The following is a 24,295-nucleotide window of genomic DNA, read 5'->3' as shown; positions in this document are numbered from 1 at the left end:
CGACCGGGTCCCGGGTTGGCCGCCGTCACGATCGCTCAACCTCAGCCCATCGACGAAGGACGCAGATGACCGACCACTACGCCGAGCTCGGCGAGCTGCACGACCTCTTCATGCCGGACGTCTGGGATCCGCTCGTAGGAACGCTGGCAACGACCTTCGGCAACCTCGGACCGGACGCGACCATCCTCGATCTCGGCGCAGGCAGCGGCGTCGGCACCCTCCGGCTGGGTCATGCGACCCGGGCCCAGATCCTGGCCGTCGAGCCGTCGCTGACCATGCGGTCCGTGCTGCTCGCCCGGATTGCCGACGATCCCGAACTGTCCGAGCGGGTCAGCGTCCACGCCGGCGCGGCACCCGCGATCCTCGACCAGATCGACGGGCCCCTCGACGGTTTCGTCTGCGCGCACATGCTGGGCCATCTCAGCACCGACCAGCGCCGGGACACCTTCGAACGGCTGGCCGCCCTGCTCCGTCCGGACGGCATCGGGCTGATCACCGTGCCCCGCCAGGACACCGCCGGAACCGAAGCGATGATCGAGGAGCGCCGGATCGGCCGGCACCGCTACGTCGCGCACCATCTGCCCGGGAACGAGGACGGCGGGTTGGTCTCGGAGTACTCCGTCTTCGACGGCGACCGGCTGATCCGCTCGGCGTCGTTCACCTCGACCTGGGCGATGCCGTCGCAGGACGAGTTGCGCACCGAACTGCGCGCCGCCGGGCTCATCCTCGACCCGACCAGCGGCGGCCTCACCGCCGTGTGGGTCGCGCCGCACACCATCCCGACGCTGGCCGACATCAAGGACGCACTCACCCTGGTGCCGCGCAACGAAGTCATCGCACGGGCGACCTCAGCGAGGCAGATCGGGCCCGCTGCCGCCGACGCCGCGCGGTCGGCCACCTATTCGACCCGGTTGGCGCTGCACGCCCTGGCCTGCGCGGAGCCGCTGCGAGCGTCCGCCGCTCGCGCTGGGGTGGTGGGTGGCCGGGTGCTCGACTTGGCCTGCGGACCGGCCATGGTGAGCCGAGTGTTGCTGGCCACCGGTGCCCGGCGAGTGGACGGCGCGGACGCCGACCCGGCCATGATCGCAGCGGCCCGCGCTCTGCCGATGACGGCGGGACTCACGGTGCGGGTCGCGGATGCCACCGAACCGTTGCCGTTCGCCGATGCGGCCTTTGACGTCGTGTGGGTCGGAGACTTCTGGCGTCCGGAAGTCCTGCCGGAGATCCGCCGGGTGCTGCGCGCCGATGGACGGCTCGTCCTGCGCGCCACCGCCGGACTGGATTGGCTGCCGGACGACCTGCCCGAGGACTTCACCGCACGGGTGCACACCGGGGCCGATCCCGGCATCGACCGATGGGCAGCCTCGCGGGGCGGACCAGTCTTCACCGCGCCACCCACCGACCTGCCCGGCTGGGCCGTCCGGGATCACTGGGAGGAGACCGTCGAGCTGCACTCCCCAATTCCCGAGGTCGCCGAGGAGTACCTGCTGCAGGACTTCGCCTGCTTCCACGGCAACCTCGCCGCACCCGAACTGTCCGAGCCGGATTGGCAACGGCTTTGTGCGCTGGTCGATCCGGCGTCGGCGGAACGCGTGCTGGCCCGTCCCGGTGGACGGCTGGCCTGGCGGTTCAACTACCGCGTGCTGTCGCAGACTGAGGACGCCACCACCGCCGGTTGAGCCTGTCGAAACCCCAGCACGCGCCGAAAAGGGATCTCGACAAGCTCGATCGACGGTCTCTCGCTCAGTGATCTCGCAGCTGGTTGCGAACCAGGTTGCGGTAGTGCGGGGACTCGGCGAGCAGGTTGGGGTGGCGGCCGCGGGCGACCACCCGGCCGGAGTCCAGCACCAGGATCTCCTGGGCGGTGAGCAGCGTGGAGAGGCGGTGCGCGATCACCACCGTGGTGCGGCCGGCTTCACGTCCGGCGACGGCGGCGCTCACCTCGTGCTCGCTCTGCACGTCCAGCTGGCTGACCGCCTCGTCGAGGATCAGCACCCGCGGGTCGCGGACCAGGGCACGAGCCAGCGCCAGCCGCTGGCCCTCGCCGCCGGACAGTCCTGTGCCGCCCTCGCCGACCGGGGCATCCAGGCCGCCGGGCAGGTTGCGCGCCAGGGCGGCCGCGCCGGCGGCGTCCAGTGCCGCCCAGAGCGCGTCGTCAGTGAGCCGGTGACCGGTGGCCAGCTGCAGGTTCTGCCGGATCGATCCGGCGAACACGTAGGCGTCCTGGGGGACGGTGCATACGGCGTCGGCGAAGGCGTCCGGGGCGAGCTGCGGCAGCGGTGCTCCGTCGAGCAGCACCTGCCCCGAGCCGGGTTCGACGAAGTGGGAGAGCAGTCCGGCCAGGGTCGACTTGCCGGCGCCGGAGCGGCCGGCGATGGCGAGCGAGGCGCCGGACGGGATCCGCGCGCTCACCTCGTCCAAGGCGGGCGCGGCCTGCTCACGATCCCAGCGGAAGGTCACGTGGTTGGTGGCCAGCTCCGGCGTCGCCGGCGTCAGCGGCTCCGTGCCGGACCGGTCGACCGGCGACGGGGTGTGCAGCAGTCGCTCGATGCGTCCGGCCGCCTCGCGGACGGTGCCGTAGTGCTTGGTCACCCCGATCCATTGCAGGATCGGTGCCGGGACGGCGCCGGCCAGCGTCATTGCGGGCGCCAGCCAGAGCAGTTGCTCGGGCGAGGACGCCGCCTCGCCGGCCAGCGCGGCGGCGGTGAGCAGCACACAGAGCACCGAGGCGACACCACCCACCGCGGTCTCGATGCCCGCCCGGCGGATGTTGCGCTGCTGCAGCGAGGCGAGCCGGTCGTCGAGGGCACGGACCCGGGCCAGCCGTTCGTCGACCAGTCCGAAGCCGGTGATCTCGCGGATCGCACCGACGCTCTCGCCCACCTCGGAACCCAGCTCTGCGACCACGGCACGGATCGCCGCACCGGTGCGGCGGGCACTGCGGCGCATCGTCAGCGTCACCCCGACGGCCACCGCGAGCACCGGCAGGGTGGCCAGCGCCGCCGCCGGACTCACCCAGGCCAGCCACCCCCACAGCAGCGGCGTGGTGACCACCGCCGAGGCGATGTAGATCGACGAGTGGGCGTAGAAGACCTCGAGCGCTTCGGAATCGGCGAGCGCCGACGTCGCCACGTCCCCCATCCGGCGCCGGCCCAGCCCGAACGGCGCCAGCCGGGCGATGGCGGCGAAGATCCGGCCGCGCAGCGTGCTCATCATCCGGAAGCTCAGGTCGTGGCCGAACCACGACTCCAGCCAGGAGAACAGGCTGCGCAACGCCAGCGCGACCAGGGCGAGGATCGCCGGAACCCCCAGGTCGGACGCCGGACGTCCGAGCAGAGCGGCCGACACTGCCCAGGCTGAGGCGACGGCGGCGCCCGCCGCGGCCAGCTGGGCGAGCACGTTGCAGGCGATCACGAACAGGTAGAGCGGCAGGTCGGCACCGAGGGCGGCCCGCAGCCCGGAGGCGCTGAGCAGGCGCTCGGGCAGTGAAGGGTCGGCGTGGGCGGCGCGCCCGGCCTGGCGGGGTAGGCGTTCGGACGGTGCGGTCACGAGCGGACCCCTTCCAGGTCGCGGCGGTGGGCGGCGAGCAACCGCGCCCACGGCCCGTCGGCCGCGGCCAATTCGCCGGGCGGCCCGAACTCGACCACCCGCCCATCCTCCAGCACCAGCACCAGGTCGGCGTCCAGCACCGTGGACAGCCGGTGCGCGATCACCAGCACCGTGCGGCGGCCGCGCAGATTCGCCAGCGACTCGGTGATGATCGCCTCGTTCTCGGCGTCCAGGGCCGAGGTGGCCTCGTCCAGCACCAGGACGGGGGTGTCGGCCAGCAACGCCCGCGCCAGCGCGATCCGCTGCCGCTGGCCGCCCGACAGCAGGTTGCCGCGCTCCCCGACCGGGGCGTCCAAACAGCCCGGCAGCGCGGTGGCGAATTCGTCCACCCGGGCCGCGGCGACCGCCTCGGACAGCCGGGCTTCAGTGGCGTCCGGGGCTGCGGCGGCGATGTTGTCGCGGATCGATCCGGCCAGCAACACGATCTGCTGGGCGACCAGGGCGGTGCCGCGGCGCAGTTCGGCCAGCGGGTAGTGCCGGACGTCGCGGTCGCCGAGCAGCACCCGCCCGGCCTCGGCGTCCAGATCGCGCAGCAGCAGCCGGGCCAGGGTCGATTTGCCCGAACCGGACGGCCCGACGATCGCCAGCGTGGCTCCCGCCGGCACCTGGAACGACACCTCGGAAACCGCCGGCGACGTCGCGCCCGGGTAGCGGTAGCTGACGTCCCGGAACTCGATCGCGGCCTCGGCCGGGACACGCAAACCAGGATCGGCCAGCTCGTCGGTGACCGTGGCCGGGGTGTCCAGCAGCGCCACGATGCCGCGGGACGCGGCCTGGCCGTAGAAGCCCTCATGCCAATAGGTCTGCAGCTCCTGCAGCGGCCGGAAGCACTCCACGGCCAGGAACAGCACCAGCAGCACATCGCCCGGTGCGAGCGTCCCGGCGGCGGCATGGCAGGCGGCCAGCAGGGTGGCGCCGGCGGTGCCCAGCCCCATCGCCGCGGTAGTCACCGCGGACACCGCGAGTGACGCGCTCAGGCTCGCACTGGTCGCCCGGCGGAGCTCTTCGGCGTCCGTGCGCAGTGCGGTCGCCTGCCGGTTCGCGGCACCGAGGGCGACCAGGGTAGTGATGCCGCGCAGGGTGTCGGCGAGCCGCGCCGCGTAGCCCTCGTAGGCGCCCCAGTGACTGTCCGCCCGATCGCCGAGTAGCCGTGACCAGAGCCGTTGTGCGGTGGGCACCACTGCGATCCCGACGGTGACCACGGCAGCCACCCCGAGGTCCTTGGTGGCCAGTACTACGACCAGCGCAGCCGGCACCAGCAGCGTGGTGACCAGCTGCGGAAGGTAGTGCCCGACCCAGGCCTGCAGGTGTTCCACGCCGTCCACCAGGGTCGCCTGCACCCCGCCCTGGCCGCGGCGCCAGCGATGCGCCGGCCCCAGCTCGAGGGCGTGCCGCAGCAGCCGGGCGCGCAGCGTGCTTTTCACCCGGTTCGCGGCGGTCACCGCCGAGACGTCCCGCAGCCAGAGCAGCGCTCCCCGCGCCGCCACGGCCAGCGCCGCGATCGCCAAGGCAGCCACCGGTGCTGCCGCGCCGCCCGTGGTCATGAAGCCCTGCACCACTGCGGCAAGGGCAAACGCGGTCACCACCGAGGCTCCGGCGGCGGCCACACCGGCCGCGATGGTGAGCAGCACCCGCACGCCGGCCAGCCGCGCCAGAGACAACAGATACGGGTCGACGAACACCACGGACTCCTGAGTGTTATTGAGAATCGTTCCCATATACTGACGCGACCGATCCTAGAAAGGCCACCATGACCACGTTCCGAACCACCCTGCGCGCCACGATCGCGGCCGGCACTGCTGCTGTCGCTGGGCGCCTGCTCACCCGCTGCCGGCACCCCGACCAGTACCGGCGCGGCAAGCACCGGGCAGGGCGTGACGGTGACCGACCTGACCGGGCGCGAGGTGAGCGTGCCGAAGCCGGCCACCCGGGTGGTGTGCCTGGACGGCAGCTGCATCGACGCGCTCGCCGAACTCGGACTGCAGCCGGTGGCGTCCGTGCAGTGGGACCAGGTGACCTCGCCGCTGTTCTTCGGGCCGGACGTCAGCACGACCAAGCTCGGCGGCACCTTTTTCGAACCCGACATCGAGGGGGTGGTCGCCGCGAATCCCGAGCTGGTGATCGGCTCCGGTGGCGTACACGTCGAGCTGGGCAAAGCGCTGGGCGGCGTCCCGCTCTACCTCAACAGGATCGCGACCGACGAGGCCGCCGTCGACAACCTGCGTAACATCGCCGAGCTGACCGGACGCCGCGAGCAGGCCGACGCGGCCATCGAGAAGTACCGGGCCACCCTGGCCGCCTACAAGCCCGGATCGCGGCCGACCAGCGCACTGTCGATGTACGGCGGCGCAACCGACGACATCGGGGTGGACGCGCTGGACTCCGCCACCGGACGGCTGCTGGCCCGCTACACCAACTACCCGTGGCCGAACGCGGGCGAGGGACAGAGCGGCTTCCTGGAGATCGGGTTGGAGAGCATCCTCAAGCAGGATCCCGCCTACATCTGGGTGCTCGACTTCGGCTTCGACCCGAAGAAGAAGCCGCTGCTGGAGCAGTTGGCCGCCCAGCCGCTGTGGAAGCGGTTGAGCGCGGTGAAGAACGGCCAGGTGTACGCCGCCGACAGCGCCTGGTGGGGCACCACATCCGGCACCCGCGGACAGCAGGCGGTGCTCGACACCGTGCTCCCGGTGATGTACCCCGACGAGTTCCCCAAGCCGCTGAGCGGCTTGCCGCTGGGTAGGTGAGCAGCCCCGGCGCAGGGACAGCACTGATCGGCCTGGCCGGCATCGCCGCCGGTGCCGCGCTGGTGCTGCTGCATCTGACCAGCGGGACGCCGGCGCTGTCGCCGGCCGAGGTCGGGCAGGCCTTCGGCGCGGATCCGGACGACCCGACCCGGCTGATCGTGGTCGACATCCGGCTCACCCGGGTGATCGTCGGGGTGTTGGCCGGCGCCGCCCTCGGCACCGTCGGAGCACTGCTCCAGGACGGCCTGCGCAACCCGCTGGCCACGCCCGAACTACTCGGGGTGAGCGGCGGCGCGGCGCTGATCGTGGCGATCATCACCGTGCTGCACGCCCCGGTTCCGCGGGTGGCGATGCCGCTGCTGGCGACCGTGGGCGGCATCGCGATCGGACTGGCCGTGGTGGCGGCGTCCGCGCGGGCCCGCGAGCCGGCCACCCTGCTGCTGGTCGGGGTGGCGTCCTCGACCTTCCTCAGCGGCTGCGTGATCGCGATCGTCACCCTGGGACGACCCAGCGACGTCGGGTTGTTCTACCAGTTCCTGCTCGGCAGCCTGGCCAACCGCAGCTGGGACTCGGTGTGGACCGTGCTGCCGCTGGTGGTGGTCGGCTTCCCGCTGGCGCTCGCGCTGACGCCGTCGCTGAACACGATGCGGCTGGGAGACGCGGTCGCCTCTGGGCTGGGGGTGCGGGTCGGACTGGTCCGCAACGCCGTCCTGGCCCTGGGCGGGCTGCTGACCGCCGGGGTGGTGGCGGTGGCCGGACCTATCGGATTCGTCGCGCTGCTGGCGCCGCACCTGACCCGGCTGCTGCTGGGCACGGTCGATGCCCGCTGGGTGGTGCCGTTGTCGGGTGTGGTGGGCGCCGTCCTGTTGCTCGCCGCCGACACCCTCGGACGCGCCGCGGTGCAACCCCGTGAGGTGGCGGTCGGGGTCTGGACGGTGCTGGTCGGCGCACCGGCCCTGCTGCTGTTGCTGCGCCTCCCGCGACGGGCGCTGCCATGACGGCCGCTCCGGTGCGGATCGAGACCGACCTGCCGCCGCTCGCCCGCCGTCCGGTTCTGGTGGCGGCGACCGGTGCTGTGGTGGTCGTCGTACTCGCGGTGGTGTCGATCGGGGTGGGCAGCGTCTGGATCCCCCCGACCGAGGTGTGGGCGGCGCTCAGCGGCGCCGGCCCCGCCACCGCGCAGACCCACATCGTGGTCGGCCTGCGACTCCCCCGCACCCTGATCGCGGTGCTCGCCGGCGGCATGCTGGCTCTGGCCGGCACGGTGCTGCAGAGCGCCACCCGCAACGACCTGGCCGACCCGTCCCTGGTCGGGGTGAGCGGCGGCGCCGTCCTGGCCGTGGTGGCGACGCTGTTCTTCACCGGCTGGGACGTCGTGCCGGCGCCCTGGTCAACACTGCTGGCCTTCGCCGGCGGCATCGGGGCGAGCGTCCTGATCTGGCTGCTGTCCTGGTCGGAGGGCTCCCCCCGCTCGGCCCGGCTGGTGTTGGACGGGGCGCTGATCAGCGCGGTGCTGTCGGCCCTGGTGTCGGTGCTGCTGATCCTGGACGGCGCCCTGTTCGGCACCGTGCTGCGCTGGGTGGTCGGCTCGCTCAACGGCCGGGTCTGGCAGGACTGGGCGGCGCTGTGGCCGGTGGCGGTGGTCGCCGTCCCATTGGGGTTGCTGATCGCCCGGCTGCTGGACGCGCTGTGGCTCGGCGACGAGATCGCGGCAGCGACCGGCGTCCCCCCGGTGACGGCGCGCGGCGCGGCGCTGGCGGTGGCGACGCTGCTCACCGCGGGCGCGGTGAGCGTGGTCGGCTCGATCGGTTTCATCGGGCTGGTCGCCCCGCACATCGCCCGGATGCTGGTCGGCGAGCGGCCGGCCCGGGTGCTGCTGCCCGCGGTGCTGGTGGGCGGCGCGTTGCTGGTCGGCGCCGACCTGCTGGCCCAGACGTTGTCGCTGCTGATACCCGCCTCTGAGGTGGGCGGCCGGACGGCGCTGCCGGCCGGTGCGATCACGGCGATCGTCGGCGGCCCGTTGTTGTTCGCATTACTGGCGAGGAGGACGCGATGACGGGACTGGCGATCGAGGCACACTCGGTCAGCGCCGGCTACCGGGACCGCCGGGTACTGCACGAGGTGAGCCTCGAGGTGCCGCGGGGCACCTGGCTCGGCCTGATCGGCCCGAACGGTTCGGGCAAGTCGACGCTGCTCGGTGCGCTGTCCGGGCAGGTGCGTCTGACCGGCGGCGACGTCCGGATCGCCGGGCGGTCGCTCACCGAGCAGGCACCGCGGGAGCTGGCCCGGGTGCTGGCCCTGCTGCCGCAGAGCCCGCCGCCGCCGGCCGGGATCACGGTGCGCGAACTGGTCACCCAGGGCCGCTACCCGCATCGCGGGGCGCTGCAGTTCTCGGACCGGGCCGATCGCGGCGCGGTCGCGGACGCCATCCGCCTGGTCGGGCTGGGCGGTTTCGAGGACCGGTATGTGGCGCAGCTCTCCGGCGGGGAGCGGCAGCGGGCCTGGATGGCGCTGACCATCGCGCAGGCCGCACCGATCGTGCTGCTCGACGAGCCCACCACGTTCCTCGACCTGGGCCACCAGTTCGAGCTGCTCGAGTTGGTCCAGGAGCTGCGCCAGAGCCGGGACTGGACGGTGGTGACGGTGCTGCACGACATCAATCAGGCGGCGGCCTTCGCCGATCAGCTGGTGGTGCTCGACCGCGGCACGGTGGTGGCCGAGGGGACGCCCGAGCAGGTGGTTACCGAGGAACTCCTGCGCCGCCGGTTCGGCGTCACCGCGTCCGTGAGCCTCGACCCAGGCACCGGACGCCCGCACTGCACACCGCGGGCGTCGACGTCCCGCCGGGCCTCGTGAGCGTCATCGCACCGGCCGGCTTCCGGGCGACCTGCGGGCGGCTGGCCCGGATGGCCGCGCCACTGACCCTGTACGGGTTGGTGCAGGTGTTCGTCACGGCCAATGACGCGTTGCTGCTCGGCACGGCCGGCGCCACCGCGATCACCTCGGCGGCTCGCCGCCGGCAGTCTGACCATGGTCGCGGTGATGTTCTTCGCCGGCTTGGGCGGCACCGCAGGACAGATCCTGGTGGCGCGGGCCTGGGGTGCCGGCGATCCGGGCGGCACGCGGCTGGTCGCCGAGCGGGCGCTTCGGCTGATCCTGGCGATCGCGCTGCCGCTGTTGATCGGCATCGGCCTCGCCGCGCCCTGGCTGCTGCGGTTGATCGGGGGCGCCGCCATCGACACCGACCTGGCTACTGCGATGCTGTGGATCTGCCTGCCGGGGGTGCTGTTCTCGGCGCTCGGCGGGGTGCTGCGCGGCTACGCCACCGGCATCGGTGAGACCCGGGTGGTGATGATCGCCTCGATCGTCTCGGCCACGGTCGACATCGCCGGATCGGTGGCCCTGCTGGCCGCCGGGGTCGGTCCGCTCGGGGTGAGCATCGGCAGCGCGGCGGGGATGGCGTCCGCCACGCTGACCCTGGCGTGCTGGTTGGCGCTGAGGCATCGATCGGGCGAGCAGACTCCTCGCTGGCGGGCGCTGCTGGTGCGGGTCGACGAGACGTCCGCCGAGGTGTGGCGGATCGGCTGGCCCGAGGCGCTGCTGGGGGTGTTCAGTGCCGGCGCCGCGGTGGTGGTCACCGTGCTGCTGTCGGAGAGTTCGCCGTCCGAGCTGGCCGCGGCACGGGTGGTGGAGGCGACCACCGCGCTCGCCTGGACGGCGCTCAACGGCATCGGATCGGCCGGCTTGTCGCTGCTGGCCCGGGCGTTGGGCGCCGGACGGCGCAAGGAGTTCCGGCAAGGCATCCTGGCCATGATCGCGCTCGGCTCAGCCGTCGCGCTGGTGCTGCTGATCGCCGGGCCGAGCTTGACCGGCTGGTACCTGACGACCACCTTCGAGCCGGACGTGGTGGGCACCGCCCAGCCGATCCTGCTGCTGGCCTGGGTGCAGGTCGCCTGGATTCTGTGCTCGATCGTGCTGCTCGGCATCTGCCGTTCGCACAAGGACACCCGGGCGTCGCTGCGGGCCAGCATGATCGCCGAGTACCTGGTCTTCCTACCGGTCGGCTGGCTGTTGTGCCGACACTGGGCCTTCGGCGTCCAGGGCCTGTTCCTCACCCATCACGCCTTCTGGCTGGCCTTCTGCGCGATCCTGGCGATCTCCGCCGTCCGGCACCTGCGCTCCGGCGAACTCAGCTGACTGATCGCCGGTCAAGCTCGAACCCTTGAGACCCACGTCATCCCGGCGAACGCCGGGATCTCATCCAGCACCGACTGTCATCCGCCGAGATCCCGGGGCAAGCCCGGGATGACGATCAGGTCAGTTGGTCGAGCTTGTCGAGACCCATCCCGGCCAGGAGGGGTTTCGACAAGCTCGACCGACGAGGATGACTACTCAGTGCTCGTCGTAGTGATCGCCATGGACGGCATGGCGATGCCCGTCGTGGACGTAGTCGAGATGATCGCCATGCTGAACGGCCTCGTGACCGCAGTCGTCGCCATGGGCGTGGTCGGCCGGGGCGTGCTCGGCCTTGGCCTCATGCTCGTCGTAGTGATCCTCATGCGCAGCGTGCCGGTGGCCGTCGTGCAGGTAGTCGACGTGGTCACCGTGCTGCACCTCCTGATGGCCGCAGTCGGCGCCGTGGGCGTGGTCGGCCTGGGTATGCTCGGCCGTGTCGTGCTGGGTGGTCATGAAGGCTCCCTTCCTGGAGTTCAGTCGTCCGCCTCGGGTTCGAGAACGGGCTCCTGGACGTGAGCGAGGGCGTCCGCGACGACGTGGAAGACATGTCGGTCGGCAAGGCGATACGTGACCTCCTTGCCGGAACGACCGGCGGCCACCAGGCCGCCCTGACGCAGCGTGCGCAGATGCTGGGAAACCAGCGGCTGCGAAAGTCCCGTTGCTGCGGTCAGCGCCCCCACGGTTCGCGGTTCCTCACCGATCAGCCTGAGCAACAACAACCGCGACTCGTTACCGAGCACCTTGAACAGTTGCGCCGCCGCAGCCAGACCGGCTTCCGCGTCCATGGCTCCATGTCACCACAGTTATTAGAAGATTGCAATATGTCTATATTTGAGACCGGTTCTCATCAGTCCACTATTGCAGCGTACATTGCACGAAACAGCCCAGGCGGGGCCGATCGGAAGTGTTTATCCTAGTCACGCGTATATTCAGAGGTGCCGGAGAAGGGACTTGAACCCTCACGCCCGAAGGCACAGGAACCTAAATCCTGCGTGTCTGCCAATTTCACCACTCCGGCTGCAAGCGTCAGTGTAGGGGGGTCGACGGCTGCGCAGCGGCCAAGACACTGGGCCGCAACCCACTCCAGGGAAGCACTGACCAATGCCACCAGCGCTGGTTGAGCTTGTCGAAACCCCTTGCCGCAGCGGCACATCCGAGGTCTCGACAAGCGTCTCGACCAACGATTGCTCGGCTTTCCCTAGAATCGAGGCGACGACCGAAGGAGTTCATGGTGCCGCTTCAGCCCACCTACCTGGCCGACCCTGCCCGCTACGACGGCCGGATGCCCTACCGCCGCACCGGACGCAGTGGCCTGCTGCTGCCCGCCATCTCGCTGGGGCTGTGGCACAACTTCGGCGACGACGTACCGTTCGCCAACCAGCGGGCCACCCTGCGCCGCGCCTTCGACCTGGGCATCACGCACTTCGACCTGGCCAACAACTACGGCCCGCCCTACGGCTCGGCCGAGACCAACTTCGGCCGGCACCTGCGCGAGGACTTCAAGCACTACCGCGACGAACTGGTGATCTCGTCGAAGGCCGGGTGGGACTTCTGGCCCGGCCCGTACGGCGATTTCGGCTCGCGCAAGTACCTGATCGGGTCGCTCGACGCGTCGTTGCAGCGCATGGGCCTCGACTACGTCGACATCTTCTACCACCACCGCTTCGACCCCGACACCCCGCTCGAAGAGACGATGGGGGCCCTTGATTACGCCGTTCGCTCCGGACGCGCACGCTACGTCGGTGTCTCGTCGTACTCGGGCACGCGCACCGGCGAGGCCGTCGCGATGCTGCGCGACCTGGGCACGCCGCTGCTGATTCATCAGCCGTCGTACTCGATGCTGAACCGCTGGGTCGAGGAGGATCTGCTCGACGTGCTCGGCGACGAGGGTGTCGGTTGCATCGCGTTCTCACCGCTGGCCCAGGGCATGCTCACCGACAAGTACCTCGACGGCGTGCCCGACGGCTCCCGCGCCGCGCAGGGCAAGTCGCTGTCGCCCGAGCTGCTCACCGAGCAGAACCTCACCCATATCAGGGCGCTCAACGAGCTGGCGAAGGGCCGTGGCCAAAGCCTGGCGCAACTGGCTCTGGCCTGGGTGCTGCGCGACCAGCGGGTGACGTCGGCACTGATCGGCGCCTCGAGCGTCCACCAGCTCGAGAACAGCGTGGGAGCTCTGGCCAATCTGAGCTTCACCGACGCCGAGTTGGCCGCGATCGACGCGCACGCCGTCGAGGGCGGCATCAACCTGTGGGCGGGGCCGAGCAGGGCCTGAATAGCGCTGGCCGAGACGCTCGCCTTTGACGGTGCACTCTGGCAGATGGGCTTCGACAGGCTCAGCCGGCGGCTGCTGCGTCGATCAGCGCTTCCACCACCGGCGCGGCCTCCATGCACGCGGCGATATGTGCGTATTCACCGTGACCCGTTCCCACCACGGACCCCACCGCGCCGAAACAAGCGTTATGCCGGCCACCGTGACCGGGCATAACGCTCATCTCTGCGCGGCGCGAGCGAAGCGCGGCGAGAGCACAGGTCAGAACGCACATTTCTCGGCGTGCTCGCCCAGGTAAGAGGTTCCGCAGGCAAGCGAAGTCGGTTGACCGCCGCTGCGCACCACAAACAGTGGGTCAGCGCTGTGCGCCCGACATCGGCCAGCCGCGGGTGAACGTCACATCGCCTTGAGTGCCATCGAGACGGGCGGCAATTCCGTTGCCGGTCAGCCAGGCGGGCGCCTCGTCACCCAGGATGATGGCTGCCATGGCGGGCGTGTCTGGCACGAGCCCGACGATGAGCCTGCCAAAGCGCTTGTGCCGAAGCCGAAGCCATGCAACCGGCTCAGGGTCGCGGTGGTGGTCTCGGCCGCACTGGCCGACTGTGCCGCCAGAACACCGGAGACGAGCGTCAACCCGTGAGTCGGCTGTAGATCGGTCAGCTGCGCGATCAGCACTCGCTGTGAGCGTGCTGTGCAATTTCGGCGGCACCCAACGGGCGTCGCCACGCCGGTTGCTTCGCAGGCCGGGCGTGCTCAGCCGGTCACGTCGCTGCCTCTGCGGCAAGTAGCTGCCCGCAGACAGGCAGCTAAGCCGCACACGTGCGGCGGTGTCACTCGCCGAGCGGGTGCAGGGCGGGGTCGTCCGCCGCGAAGGTGCGCACCGGCCCCGGCGGCGTCTGCGCCGTCTCGAACCGGACGGTCACCCGGCCCAGCCCTGCCCCCCACACCCAGCCCGGCCCGTGCTCGTCGTGCACCACGTCGGCGCCCGGACGGTAGGGGTCGGCCCAGCGGTGACCCCAGGCCTGCGACTCGAATTGCTCGGTCGTCACGATCGGGGCGACCCCGCTGGTCGAGCGTGTCGAGACCCTGCCACCACCACCACCGATCGAACTCGTCGAGACCTCCAGCGCACCACCGCTGGTCGAGCTTGTCGAAACTCCGTCACGCGCCGGCTCGTCCGCCTGAGCCACTTGGATCGGCTCGGTCTCGACAAGCTCGACCAGCGGAGTCGGCTCGAACAGCGCCTCCTGGGCCGACTCGGTCAGTCCCGCCACCCCCACCCCCAGCAGCCGGACGCCCCGCAGCAGCTCCACCTGATCGAGCAGTGCCCGCGCCAACAGGGCGATCACCGCGGCGTCGTCGGTGGCGCCGTCCAGTGTGCGTGAGCGGGTGAGTGTGGTGAAGTCGGGGTGGCGCGCCTTCAGGGTGATCGTGCGGGCGAACAGGTGCGCCGCCGACAGCCGCCGGGCCACCGTTGCCGAGTCGCGCTCGATCACCGCCTCGAGCGCGGCACGGTCGGTGACGTCGGTCTCGAAGGTGTCTTCCACCGAGATCGACTTGGTCTCGCGGTCGGGCTCGACGGCGCGGTCGTCGCGAGCGAACGCCAGCGCCCCGATCCACTCCCCCTGCGACCGCCCCAGTTCGCGCACCAGTTCCCGCGGCGACAGCCGCTGCAGGTCGGCCACCGTGTCGACCCCCAGCCGGGCCAGCTTCTGCATGGTGACCGGGCCGATGCCCGGAATCGCCCGGGCGGGCAGCGGTGCGATCGTCTCGACCTCGGCGCCGGGGCTGACCAGCCGCACCCCGTTGGGCTTGGCCAGTTCGCTGGCCACCTTCGCCATGAATTTCGACGACCCCACACCCACCGAGGCGGTCAACCCGCCGGTTACCTCGGCCAGCCGGGCCCGCAGCGAGGTCACCTCGGCCAGCACCGCCTCGGGCGCCAGCGAACGCTCCCCCACGGCCAGGTCGACGAACGCCTCGTCGAGGCTGAGCGGTTCGACCAGCGGCGACAGCTCCCGCAACAAACCCATCACGATCGCGCTGGCAGCCCGATAGGCCCCGAACCGGCCAGACAGGACGGCCGCGTGCGGGCAGCGCCGCCGAGCCTCGTGCATCGGCATCGCCGAGCGCACCCCGAACACCCGCGCCTCGTACGACGCCGTCGCCACCACCCCGCGCGGGCCGATTCCGCCGACGATCACCGGCTTACCGCGCAGCGAGGGCTTGTCGCGCTGCTCGACCGCGGCGAAGAAGGCGTCCAGGTCGAGGTGCAACACCGAGGCGTGCGGACGCATCAGCCCTGGTCTGCAACCCGGCGGTGGTACCGCACGAATGCGTAGCCGTCGCGTTGGTCGCGCTCGACCTCGTGCCACACCGCGGGCTCGATCGCCGGAAAGAAGGCGTCGGCCTCGGGGCTCTGATCAACCTCGCAGATGTCGAGCTCTTCGGTGAGCGGCCAGGCGGCGCGGTAGATCTGGGCGCCGCCGCCGATCCAGACCGTGCGGGTGTGATCGGCCGCGGCCAGTGCGGCGGCGATCGAGTCGACGAACAGCACCGTGGTGTGCTCCGCCAGCGGTTTGCCGCCCGGCCCCGACTCCAGCCACTTGCGGCCCGCATCGGGGTCGCGGCTGACCACGATGGAACCCCGGCCGGGCAGCGGCCGTCCGATCGCCTCGAAGGTGGCCCGGCCCATGATCAGCGAACACCCAGTGGTGACCCGCTTGAACCGCTGCCAGTCCGCGGGAATGTGCCACGGCACGTCACCCTGCCGGCCGATCGCACCGTTGCGTCCGACCGCCGCGATCGCCACCACGCTCATGGCTGCTCCTTGTCGAGTTCGTGAAGTTGTTGGTGAATCGCGCGATGCACCTGGGCGTTGCGCAGCGGGCGAAAGTGCCCGCCCACCTCGAGAGTCACATTACGGGCCCCGTCGAGCCGGCTACCCTCGGGGATCACCTGGTCGTGGGTGGGCAACAACGAGACGATCCGGGCGTTCACCGCACGCTGCGCCGAGAGGTCGATGATCGTGCGGTTCCTGGGCGAGAAGACGCCCAGCGGAGAGCCGCGAAAGATCGGCCGGGCCAGCGACGACCCGGCGAACGGCGTGCTCAGCGCGACCAGGCCGCGCACCCGCCGTCCGGCTTCGGGGTCGAGCATCACCAGCTTGCCGATCAGGCCGCCCTTGGAGTGCGCCACCAGCAGCACGCCGGTCAGCTCGCGCTCGGCCAGGAATGCCGCGACGGTCTTCGCGGCAACCTCCAACGGCGATCCGTTCGACCCGAGCGAGGCGATCAGGTGCACCGGGTGACCCTCGGCGTGCAGCGCGCGGGCCAGCGGTTCGAGGTACGGCCAGCGTTCCCAGATGCCGGGCAGCAGCACCACGGGAGTGTGGTGCGCGGGGTCGGGGCCCGGCTCGGTGAACGCGTCGGGGGTGCCGCCGCGGGTGAGCGCCTGCAGCCACCAGCCGACGCCGATGCCCCAGTCGATCAGCCCGTAAAGCCCTCGGCGAATCATCCGGTGCCGATGCCGGCAAGAGCGAGCAACTCATCGCGCAGCTCGAACTGATGGTCGTAGACCACCCCGTGCGCCGCGCCCGGAATGGTCACTACCCAGGCACCGGGCAACTGTGCCGCCAGCCGCTCGCGCCACTGAAGCGGGCTGACCCGGTCGTACTCACCAGACACCAGCACCACCGGACGAGCGCGCACCAGCGCCAGCCTCCGCTCGATCGGGTAGGCGATCACCTTCGGGGCTGTGTCACAGATCCAGCGCAGGCCCGCCCGCAGGTACGAGCCGGTCGCGGCCAGCGAGTTACCCAAAGGCTCGTGCCGGGACGCGGCCAGAAACCGTCGCGCCACCGTGGGCAGCCTTCGCTCACCGGCCACCACGACCGGGCCGACCAGCATCGCCGCGCTGCTGTACCGCGGGTACTGGGCCAGCACCTCGGTGACCACCTGGGCACCCATCGAATGACCCACCAGCAGCGGATCAACCACATCGAGCTCGTCCAGTGCCCGTTTCACGATGTCGGCGAAGTCGACGATCGACAGCTTGCGCGTCGGCCTGGGCAAGTCGTTAAAGCCGGGCAGGTCGAACAGCAGCACCCGCCCGTACGGCGCCAACGCATCGGCCAGCGGCACGAAAAATCGCGACGACACCCCCAGCCCGTGCACCAGCGCGAAGGTGGTCAGGTCAGGCCGCTCGGCCTCTTCGGGCCGCATCGTCCACAACTCGTAGACCCGCACCCGGGCGTCGGCGAACTGGAACTCATGCACGGTCATCCGCTCCAACGGTGACTTTCGCCTGAGCAACGGCAGCCGCAACCGCGCGAGGGGTTTCGATGAGCGCACCCAGCTGCTCATTTGTTGATCAGCGCCTTCGAAGGGACGAGCTGCTCTTCGCTGGCCAAGCTCGTCGGAACCTCAGCTATACCGCTGCGACAAGGTGTTTCGATGAACTCAGCCGGCGGTGGTTGCATTGATCAGCATCTTCCTAGATCGCGATCGGAGCCCTGATGCCGGGGTGCGGGTCGTAGTTCAGCACCTCAATGTCGGCCAATTCGAAAGCGTCGATGCCGGTCACGGCCGGGTTCAGCCGCAGAGTCGGCAGCGGGCGGGGTTCGCGGGCCAGTTGAATATCGGCCTGGTCGAGGTGGTTCAGGTACAGGTGCGCGTCGCCCAGCGTGTGCACGAAGTCACCCACGCCCAGTCCGGTCACCTGGGCCACCATGTGGGTGAGCAGGGCGTAGGAGGCGATATTGAACGGCACACCCAAGAAGATGTCGGCCGAGCGTTGGTAGAGCTGACACGACAGCCGTCCGTCGGCCACGTAGAACTGAAAGAGGGCATGGCACGGCGGCAGCGCCATCTCGCCCAGATCGGCCACGTTCCAGGCCGACACGATGTGCCGACGCGAGTCGGGGTTGGTCCGGATCGCGTCGATCACGGCGGCCAACTGGTCGATGTGCCGGCCTTCCGGCGCCGGCCACGAGCGCCACTGGTAGCCGTAGATCGGGCCGAGTTCGCCGGCGGCATCGGCCCACTCGTCCCAGATCGTGATTCCGTTGTCGTGCAGCCAGCCGACATTGGTCTGGCCGCGCAGAAACCAGAGCAACTCGCCGAAGACGCTGCGGGTGTGCACCTTCTTGGTGGTCACCAGCGGGAAGCCCTGGCGCAGGTCGAACCGCATCTGGTGGCCGAACACGCTGCGGGTGCCGGTGCCGGTGCGGTCACCCTTCTCGACGCCGGTGTCGCGCACCAGCCGTAACAGGTTGAGGTACTGCTGCACGACTAGCCCCTTCTGACCAACCACTGCAGCATGGCCCGGACGGCCCTGCCCCGGTGACTGATCGCGTCCTTCTCGGCCGGGGTGAGTTCGGCGTTGGTGCGCGTGTTTCCCTCGGCCACGAAGATCGGATCGTACCCGAACCCGTTGGCTCCTCTGGGGGTCGACACGAGGTGGCCCTCCATCGTGGCGCGCAGCACGTGCTCGGTGCCGTCGGGGTGGGTGTAGGCGACGGCACAGACGAACCGCGCGGTGCGGTCGGCTTCGGCGGTGTCGGCCAGTTGGGCGATCAGCAGGTCGAGATTGGCCTGGTCGGACGCCCCGGGGCCGGCCCAGCGGGCCGAGCGCACCCCGGGCATGTTGTTCAGCAGGTCGACCTCGATGCCGGAATCGTCGGCCAGTGCGGGCAACCCGGTAGCTGCGGCGCAGGCTCGCGACTTGATCAGCGCATTGCCCTCGAAGGTGCGCTCGTTCTCGGCCGGTTCGGGGTAGGCGGGCAGCTCGTCGAGGCCCAGCACCTCGTAGGGCAGTTGCTGATCGGTGACCACCCGGCGCAGCTCGCCGAGCTTCTTGGCGTTGTGCGTTGCCAGCAGCAGTTTCATCGGGTCAGCCTCGGCACACCGCACCCGGGGCCGTCCGCGCGGGTGTTCATCGGGCGAGTGCTTCGGCCTGCAGCCTGGTCAGCTCGGCGGTGCCGGCCACCCCCAGGTCGAGCAGGGCGTTGAGCATCGTCCGGTCGAACGGCTGGCCCTCGGCCGTGCCCTGCACCTCGATGAACCGGCCGGTGCCGTCGGTGACGATGTTCAGGTCGACCTCGGCGGCGGAGTCCTCCACGTAGGGCAGGTCGAGCAGCGCCGTGCCGTCGATCACCCCCACCGAGACCGCGGCCACCGAACCAGTCAGCGGCTCGCCGGCCAGTGCTTTGCGCTGACGCAGCCAGTCGACGGCGTCGGCCAGCGCGACGTAGGCGCCGGTGATCGAGGCCGTGCGGGTGCCGCCGTCGGCCTGCAGCACGTCGCAGTCGAGCACGATGGTGTTCTCGCCCAGCGCCCGGTAGTCGATCACGGCCCGCAACGAGCGTCCGATCAGCCGCGAGATCTCGTGGGTGCGGCCACCGATCCGGCCCTTCACCGACTCGCGGTCGCTGCGGCTGTTCGTGGCCCGCGGCAGCATGGCGTACTCGCTGGTCACCCAGCCGAGCCCCGAACCCTTGCGCCACCGGGGCACACCCTGGGTGACCGATGCGGCGACCAGCACCCGGGTGCGTCCGAACTCGACCAGCACCGACCCCTCGGCGTGGTCGAGCCAGTTGCGGGTGATCGAGACGGGGCGCAGTTGGTCGGCGGCACGGCCGTCGACGCGGGTGTAGGTCATGGCACCCATCCCACCCGCCGATCGAGGCGGTGTCAAAGCCGGCCTGGTCGGCCGCTCGACCCGATCCCCCCTCCCCCGTGCCCCCAGCCGTCCGGACCACCGTCCGGTGCGCTGACGTTGCGCAGGGTATGGCTCATTGCGCAGGTTGCACCCTGCGCAATGAGCCACAAGCTGCGCAATGTCGGACGGTGTCCGTCGGCCGGATCGACCATGGACGCCTCGGCGACGGTGACCCACGGACGAAGTACGACCTCGCGAAACCGGCCGCCGTTGCCCTGCACCGCCATCACCCCGGACGCCTGGTCGGCGTAGTCGGTCACCACCACCCCGCGCAGCACGCAGGCATGCAGGTACGAGAGCAGGTGGCACTGCGAGAGTGCCGCCAGCAGCAGGTCCTCGGGGTTCCAGCGGCCCGGATCGCCGCGAAAGGGCTTGTCGGCCGACCCGAGCAGCACCGGTTTGCCGGCCACCTCGACCTCGACCGCCCGGTCGTAGTCGCGGTACCCGGACGTTCCGCTGCCGCGGTTGCCCCGCCATGTGGTGCTCACCCGGTAAAGACGGTCGTCGCTCACCCCACCCAGCCTGGCACACCTCCCATGCGCTGACGTTGCGCAGGGTACGGCTCATTGCGCATGGTCCACCCCGCGCAATGAGCCACAAGCTGCGCAATGTCGGACGGTGTCCGTCGGACGGCGGACGGCGGGGACGGCGGACGGCGGACGGCGGGGACGGCGGCCACTAGAGTCGGGAGGGTGAGCGACACCTCCGGGCCGATCGGCATCTTTGACTCGGGGTTCGGCGGCCTCACTGTGGCCCGCTCGGTGGTCGACCAGATGCCCAACGAGGATGTCGTCTACCTGGGCGACACAGCCCGCGCGCCCTACGGCACCAAGAGCCTGCCCGAGGTGCGCGAGTTCGCCCTGGAATGCCTCGACCGGCTGGTCGAGCGCGACGTGAAAGCCCTGGTGATCGCCTGCAATTCGGCGTCGTCGGCGGTGCTGCGCGACGCCCGCGAACGCTACTCGGTGCCGATCGTCGACGTGATTCTGCCCGCCGCCCGGCGGGCCGTGCGGGTCAGTCGCAACGGACGCATCGGCGTGATCTGCACCACGGCCACCGCGTACTCCCGCTCCTACGACGACGCGCTGGCGGCGGTGCCCGACGTGGAGTTGTTCACCTCACCATGCCCGATGTTCGTCGACTTCGTCGAGGCCGGGGTCACCGGCGGGCCCGACCTGGAGGCGCTCGCCCACGACTACCTGGAGCCACTGCGGCTGGCCGGCGTCGACACCCTGATTCTAGGCTGCACCCACTACCCGCTGCTCACCGGGGTGATCAACTACGTGCTCGGTGACTCGGTCACGCTGGTGTCGTCGGCCGAGGAATGCGCCAAATCGACCTGGACCACCCTTAACGAACTCGGCCTGCTGCACCACGCGCCCCGGCAGGCCACGCGGGAGTTTCTGACCACGGGCAACCCCGAGCGGTTCCAGGGCATCGGCAGCCGGCTGATGGGCGGCTTCGTCAACGAGGTCGGGGCCATCTGGTGAAGGCACAGGAGGACCACATGGCACGACCCTTCCGACAGATCGACGTCTTCGGCTCCGGCCCGTACAGCGGCAATCCCGTCGCGGTGGTACTGGACGCCGAAGGGCTCGACACCGCCACGCTCAAAAGGTTCTCAGTCTGGTCGAACCTGTCGGAGTGCACCTTCGTGCTGCCGCCGGTCGCGCCTGGGGCCGACTATCGGGTGCGCATCTTCAGCCTCAGCACCGAACTTCCGTTCGCCGGACACCCCACCCTGGGCACCGCCCGGGCCTGGCTCGACGCCGGCGGCGTTCCGGCCCAGCCGGGCCTGGTCGTGCAGGAGTGCGGCGCCGGCCTGGTGCCGGTGCGGATCGATGACCAACTGCTCTCGTTCGCCGCTCCCGACCTGCTGCGCTCCGGCCCGGTGGATGCCGCCTACCTGGCCGAGGTGATCGACATTCTGGGCGTCGACCCCGCACGGGTGGTGGACGCCGAATGGCTCGACAACGGGCCCGGCTGGGTCGGGGTTCTGCTCGACCATGCCGAGACGGTGCTCGCCCTCCGGCCGGACGCCGCCGCGCACCCCGGACGCTGGGACATCGGCGTGATCGGGCCGAGCCCGGCCGGCGCGGAGACGAGCTTCGAACTGCGCGCGTTCTTTCGCGGCGACGACGGCCCCTTGCGGGAAGACCCGGTGACCGGCAGCCTGAACGCCGCCGCCGCACAATGGCTGCTCGGCACCGGACGGGCCGAGGCTCCCTACCTGGCCAGCCAGGGCACCGCGCTCGGCCGGCACGGCCGCGTCCAGATCAGCCAAGACCCCGAAGGCGTCTGGGTCGGAGGGCGCACCCGGGTCGCCATCACCGGCACGATCGACCTTTGAGCGAACACCCTCCACAGCCGTCAGGTGGGCAGCCCAGGGCAAGCGGGCACTGCTGTACACGCCCGGTTCGCACCAGGTGGTCGGCCGCGGCCCGCACCACGTCGGCCCGCAGGCCGGTCCGGCGCCGCACCTCGGCCAGTGAGCCGGCGCCGTCGTTCAGGGCGTCCAGCACGGCCGTCACCGGCCCGGTCACCACCACAGGCTCCCGACCTGGAAGACCAGCACGGCCAGGCCCCAGGCCGCGGCCAGTTGGATCGCGATGCCAAAGACCGTCCAGCGTCCACCGATCTCGCGCCATTGGGCAGCCAGGGTCGCCACGCAGGGCGTGTAGGCCAGCAAGAAGATCATGAAAGCCAGCGCGGCCGGAATCGGGTGACCACCCGACGACTCGGTGAAGTCGGCCATGATCCGCTCCCCCAGCGAACCCGGATCGGCGCCCTCTTCGGGCTCCTCCAGCGCGTAGGTCTGCGCCCAGGACGAGATCACCGCCTCCTTGGCGACGAAACCGACCACCAGCGCCGAGGTGGTCTGCCACTGGGCGAAGCCGGCCGGGGCGAACACCGGGGTGATGGCCTGGGCCGCCGCCCCGTAGACCGAATCCTCCACCGCGACCTCACCGAAGGCGGCAGTGCCGTGCGCCGGCACCGACTGCAGCAGCCACACCGCGCAGACGGTCACCACGATGATCCCGGACGCCGTGCGCAGGAAGCCGGCCAGCCGCGTCCAGGCGACGCTGGCGGTGAGCCGCAGGGTCGGCAGCTGATAGGGCGGCAGGTCGATCACCAGCGGTTCGGCACCCATCGCGCGCCACAGGGTGCGGCGCAGCAGCAGCCCGACGCCGACCACCAGCAGAATCGAGGCGACGTACATGGCGAACACGACGGTGCCCGCCCACTGCCCGAAGAACACCGTTCCGAGCAGCACGAATACCGTCAGCCGCGCGGTGCAGGAGGTGAAGGGCACCAACAGCGCGGTGAGCAGTCGCTGCCGGCTGTCGCTCAGAATGCGGGTGGCACTAATCGCCGGAACGTTGCAGCCGAAGCCCACCACCAGGGGCAGGAATGCCTTGCCAGGCAGCCCGATGGCCCGCATCAACCGGTCGGTCACCACCGCGGCCCGCGCCAGATAGCCCGAGTCTTCGAGTATCGCCAGCAACACGAACATCAGCGCCATCAGCGGAACGAAGGTCAACACCATGCCGACACCCGCGATCAGCCCGTTGACCACCAGGCCCTCGACCCAGGAGCCCTGCAGCCCGACCGCCGTGAACCCAGCCAATGCGGCGTCGGTGACCGGGCCCGAGAACAGCGAGTCGAAGAAGTCCTGCATCGGGGCGGCGACTGTGGTGGTGATCTGAAAGACCAGCCACATCACGCCCAGAAACAGCAGCGGGCCAAGCACCCGTGCGGTGGCAACCCGGTCGATCCGATCCGACAGGGTCTGCCGCTCCTGGCCCGAATCGTCGGAGCCGGCCTGCACCGCGTCGGCCACCCAGGTGAAGCGCTCATCGGCCTTGGCCAGTTCATCGGCGCAGCAGTCGTGCCTGCGCCGCCTGGGCTCAGGCTCACCCAAAGCCGCCGCAACCGCGGCATCCAGTTGTGGCAGGCCAGCCCGGCGGCGCGGATCGAGAGCCAGCACGGGGCAACCCAGCGAAGCACTCAGCGCCACGGCATCGATGGCGATTCCATGCCGGGCCGCCACGTCGAGCATGGTCAGCGCAACGATCACCCGCTGCCGGTTCTCGCGCACCTGGCTGACCAGATACAAGCTGCGGGCCAGGTGGGCGGCGTCGGCCAACACGATCACCAGGTCGGGCCGGTCGTCCGGATCAGCAATCAGCAGGTCGCGGGTCAGTTCCTCGTCCGGCGAGAGCGGATCGAGCGAATAGGCACCGGGCAGGTCGAGCAGAGTGCGCCCCGACCACGCGCCACGAGAAACCTCGACCGTGGTGCCGGGCCAATTGCCGACGGTGATCCGGGCTCCGGTCAACGCATTGAACAGAGTCGACTTGCCCGAATTCGGTGCGCCGATCAACGCCACCACCGGCGCCCCGGCCCCAGCGCTGGTGTTGGCGACAGCACAGTGGCAGGTGACCAGCCCGGCGGGCTTATTCGCGGTGGGCGCGTCGGTTGCCATCAGACCACCTCTGCCTCGAGCCGGGCGAGCACCGGCCGGCCGATCGCCACCCGGGCGCCGGACACCGAGACGATCCGGCCACCCCCCGTGCTGCGCCGGACGACGGCGAACCCGGCCCCCGGGCGCAGGCCGAGGCGGCTGAGTTGGTGGCGCAGTTCGGTGGGAACCGCACACAGCGTGAGTGGTGTCGCCAAGGGGGCATTCGCCAGCGTGACGGTTCGCATAACTGAC

Annotated in this window: 25 protein-coding genes and 1 tRNA gene; 9 read left to right on the top strand and 17 right to left on the bottom strand. The window is 70.6% G+C overall.

Going from position 1 to position 24,295, the window contains the following annotated elements; translation table 11 throughout:
* Positions 1-65: 65 nt before the first annotated feature.
* A complete protein-coding gene (locus QM721_RS13270; RefSeq protein ID WP_415122759.1) occupies positions 66-1,679 on the top strand; it encodes a class I SAM-dependent methyltransferase in 1,614 nt (537 codons plus the stop codon).
* Between the two features lie 64 nt (positions 1,680-1,743).
* Here QM721_RS13270 and QM721_RS13265 read toward each other — a convergent pair whose 3' ends face one another.
* Both QM721_RS13265 and QM721_RS13260 read right to left on the bottom strand, forming a co-directional pair.
* A complete protein-coding gene (locus tag QM721_RS13265; RefSeq protein WP_415122757.1) occupies positions 1,744-3,549 on the bottom strand; it encodes an ABC transporter ATP-binding protein in 1,806 nt (601 codons plus the stop codon).
* Complete coding sequence (locus QM721_RS13260) at positions 3,546-5,327, bottom strand: ABC transporter ATP-binding protein/permease (RefSeq protein WP_415122755.1); 1,782 nt, start codon at positions 5,325-5,327, stop codon at positions 3,546-3,548. The genes QM721_RS13265 and QM721_RS13260 overlap by 4 nt, the downstream gene beginning before the upstream one ends.
* A 162-nt stretch (positions 5,328-5,489) precedes the next feature.
* Here QM721_RS13260 and QM721_RS13255 point away from each other — a divergent pair, with 162 nt between their 5' ends.
* From QM721_RS13255 to QM721_RS13235, 5 genes are all read left to right on the top strand, one after another.
* A complete protein-coding gene (locus QM721_RS13255) occupies positions 5,490-6,353 on the top strand; it encodes an ABC transporter substrate-binding protein (protein WP_415122753.1) in 864 nt (287 codons plus the stop codon).
* Positions 6,350-7,351, top strand: coding sequence for a FecCD family ABC transporter permease (locus QM721_RS13250; RefSeq protein ID WP_415122751.1), 1,002 nt, complete (start codon positions 6,350-6,352; stop codon positions 7,349-7,351). Before QM721_RS13255 ends, QM721_RS13250 begins: the two co-directional genes overlap by 4 nt.
* Entirely contained in the window at positions 7,348-8,409 is a 1,062-nt protein-coding gene (locus QM721_RS13245; RefSeq protein WP_415122749.1) for a FecCD family ABC transporter permease, read from the top strand. The genes QM721_RS13250 and QM721_RS13245 overlap by 4 nt, the downstream gene beginning before the upstream one ends.
* On the top strand, positions 8,406-9,209 hold the full coding sequence (locus QM721_RS13240) for an ABC transporter ATP-binding protein (protein WP_415122747.1): 804 nt from the start codon (positions 8,406-8,408) through the stop codon (positions 9,207-9,209). The genes QM721_RS13245 and QM721_RS13240 overlap by 4 nt, the downstream gene beginning before the upstream one ends.
* Before the next feature lie 102 nt (positions 9,210-9,311).
* Entirely contained in the window at positions 9,312-10,550 is a 1,239-nt protein-coding gene (locus QM721_RS13235; RefSeq protein WP_415122745.1) for an MATE family efflux transporter, read from the top strand.
* Positions 10,551-10,745: 195 nt separating this feature from the next.
* Here QM721_RS13235 and QM721_RS13230 read toward each other — a convergent pair whose 3' ends face one another.
* From QM721_RS13230 to QM721_RS13220, 3 genes are all read right to left on the bottom strand, one after another.
* Positions 10,746-11,042, bottom strand: a complete 297-nt coding sequence (locus QM721_RS13230; RefSeq protein ID WP_415122743.1) for a hypothetical protein — start codon at positions 11,040-11,042, stop codon at positions 10,746-10,748.
* A 20-nt stretch (positions 11,043-11,062) separates the two neighbouring features.
* The gene (locus QM721_RS13225; protein WP_415122741.1) at positions 11,063-11,374 is read right to left on the bottom strand and encodes an ArsR/SmtB family transcription factor; all 312 of its coding nucleotides are present in this window, start codon (positions 11,372-11,374) and stop codon (positions 11,063-11,065) included.
* 151 nt (positions 11,375-11,525) lie between these two features.
* Positions 11,526-11,607 (bottom strand) — tRNA-Leu (locus tag QM721_RS13220).
* A 213-nt stretch (positions 11,608-11,820) separates the two neighbouring features.
* Here QM721_RS13220 and mgrA point away from each other — a divergent pair.
* A complete protein-coding gene (gene mgrA, locus QM721_RS13215; protein ID WP_415122739.1) occupies positions 11,821-12,861 on the top strand; it encodes an L-glyceraldehyde 3-phosphate reductase in 1,041 nt (346 codons plus the stop codon).
* Between the two features lie 352 nt (positions 12,862-13,213).
* Here mgrA and QM721_RS13210 read toward each other — a convergent pair whose 3' ends face one another.
* The 9 genes from QM721_RS13210 to QM721_RS13170 all read right to left on the bottom strand — a co-directional run bounded on the left by QM721_RS13210 (position 13,214) and on the right by QM721_RS13170 (position 20,090).
* Positions 13,214-13,345, bottom strand: coding sequence for a hypothetical protein (locus QM721_RS13210; protein WP_415122737.1), 132 nt, complete (start codon positions 13,343-13,345; stop codon positions 13,214-13,216).
* Positions 13,346-13,688: 343 nt separating this feature from the next.
* On the bottom strand, positions 13,689-15,155 hold the full coding sequence (locus QM721_RS13205) for a DNA polymerase IV (RefSeq protein ID WP_415122735.1): 1,467 nt from the start codon (positions 15,153-15,155) through the stop codon (positions 13,689-13,691).
* The gene (locus QM721_RS13200; protein ID WP_415122733.1) at positions 15,155-15,679 is read right to left on the bottom strand and encodes a dihydrofolate reductase; all 525 of its coding nucleotides are present in this window, start codon (positions 15,677-15,679) and stop codon (positions 15,155-15,157) included. The genes QM721_RS13205 and QM721_RS13200 overlap by 1 nt, the downstream gene beginning before the upstream one ends.
* The gene (locus tag QM721_RS13195; protein WP_415122731.1) at positions 15,676-16,374 is read right to left on the bottom strand and encodes a lipase family alpha/beta hydrolase; all 699 of its coding nucleotides are present in this window, start codon (positions 16,372-16,374) and stop codon (positions 15,676-15,678) included. The genes QM721_RS13200 and QM721_RS13195 overlap by 4 nt, the downstream gene beginning before the upstream one ends.
* On the bottom strand, positions 16,371-17,141 hold the full coding sequence (locus QM721_RS13190; protein ID WP_415122729.1) for an alpha/beta fold hydrolase: 771 nt from the start codon (positions 17,139-17,141) through the stop codon (positions 16,371-16,373). Before QM721_RS13190 ends, QM721_RS13195 begins: the two co-directional genes overlap by 4 nt.
* Before the next feature lie 211 nt (positions 17,142-17,352).
* The gene (locus tag QM721_RS13185; RefSeq protein ID WP_415122727.1) at positions 17,353-18,147 is read right to left on the bottom strand and encodes a thymidylate synthase; all 795 of its coding nucleotides are present in this window, start codon (positions 18,145-18,147) and stop codon (positions 17,353-17,355) included.
* Positions 18,148-18,149: 2 nt separating this feature from the next.
* Entirely contained in the window at positions 18,150-18,746 is a 597-nt protein-coding gene (gene rdgB, locus QM721_RS13180) for an RdgB/HAM1 family non-canonical purine NTP pyrophosphatase (RefSeq protein ID WP_415122725.1), read from the bottom strand.
* A gap of 46 nt (positions 18,747-18,792) precedes the next feature.
* On the bottom strand, positions 18,793-19,518 hold the full coding sequence (gene rph / locus QM721_RS13175; protein WP_415122723.1) for a ribonuclease PH: 726 nt from the start codon (positions 19,516-19,518) through the stop codon (positions 18,793-18,795).
* A gap of 32 nt (positions 19,519-19,550) precedes the next feature.
* Positions 19,551-20,090, bottom strand: coding sequence for an OsmC family protein (locus tag QM721_RS13170; RefSeq protein WP_415122721.1), 540 nt, complete (start codon positions 20,088-20,090; stop codon positions 19,551-19,553).
* Positions 20,091-20,270: 180 nt separating this feature from the next.
* On the opposite strand from QM721_RS13170, the gene murI reads away from it, so the two are divergent.
* Together murI and QM721_RS13160 are read left to right on the top strand one after the other, a co-directional pair.
* Positions 20,271-21,068, top strand: a complete 798-nt coding sequence (murI, locus tag QM721_RS13165) for a glutamate racemase (RefSeq protein ID WP_415122719.1) — start codon at positions 20,271-20,273, stop codon at positions 21,066-21,068.
* A gap of 17 nt (positions 21,069-21,085) precedes the next feature.
* Positions 21,086-21,928: a PhzF family phenazine biosynthesis protein gene (locus QM721_RS13160; protein ID WP_415122717.1), complete on the top strand. Its 843-nt coding sequence runs from the start codon at positions 21,086-21,088 to the stop codon at positions 21,926-21,928.
* Here QM721_RS13160 and QM721_RS13155 read toward each other — a convergent pair.
* Genes QM721_RS13155 through QM721_RS13145 form a run of 3 tightly spaced genes read right to left on the bottom strand, consistent with a single transcriptional unit; the run spans position 21,906 to position 24,288 of the window.
* A complete protein-coding gene (locus tag QM721_RS13155) occupies positions 21,906-22,121 on the bottom strand; it encodes a hypothetical protein (RefSeq protein WP_415122715.1) in 216 nt (71 codons plus the stop codon). The genes QM721_RS13160 and QM721_RS13155 overlap by 23 nt on opposite strands.
* The gene (gene feoB, locus QM721_RS13150; protein ID WP_415122713.1) at positions 22,118-24,064 is read right to left on the bottom strand and encodes a ferrous iron transport protein B; all 1,947 of its coding nucleotides are present in this window, start codon (positions 24,062-24,064) and stop codon (positions 22,118-22,120) included. Before feoB ends, QM721_RS13155 begins: the two co-directional genes overlap by 4 nt.
* The gene (locus QM721_RS13145; protein WP_415122711.1) at positions 24,064-24,288 is read right to left on the bottom strand and encodes a FeoA domain-containing protein; all 225 of its coding nucleotides are present in this window, start codon (positions 24,286-24,288) and stop codon (positions 24,064-24,066) included. The genes feoB and QM721_RS13145 overlap by 1 nt, the downstream gene beginning before the upstream one ends.
* Between the last annotated feature and the right edge of the window lie 7 nt (positions 24,289-24,295).

The organism is Micropruina sp. (genome assembly GCF_047602085.1).
GTDB lineage: Bacteria > Actinomycetota > Actinomycetes > Propionibacteriales > Propionibacteriaceae > Micropruina.
This window is presented reverse-complemented; position numbering and strand designations above follow the sequence as displayed.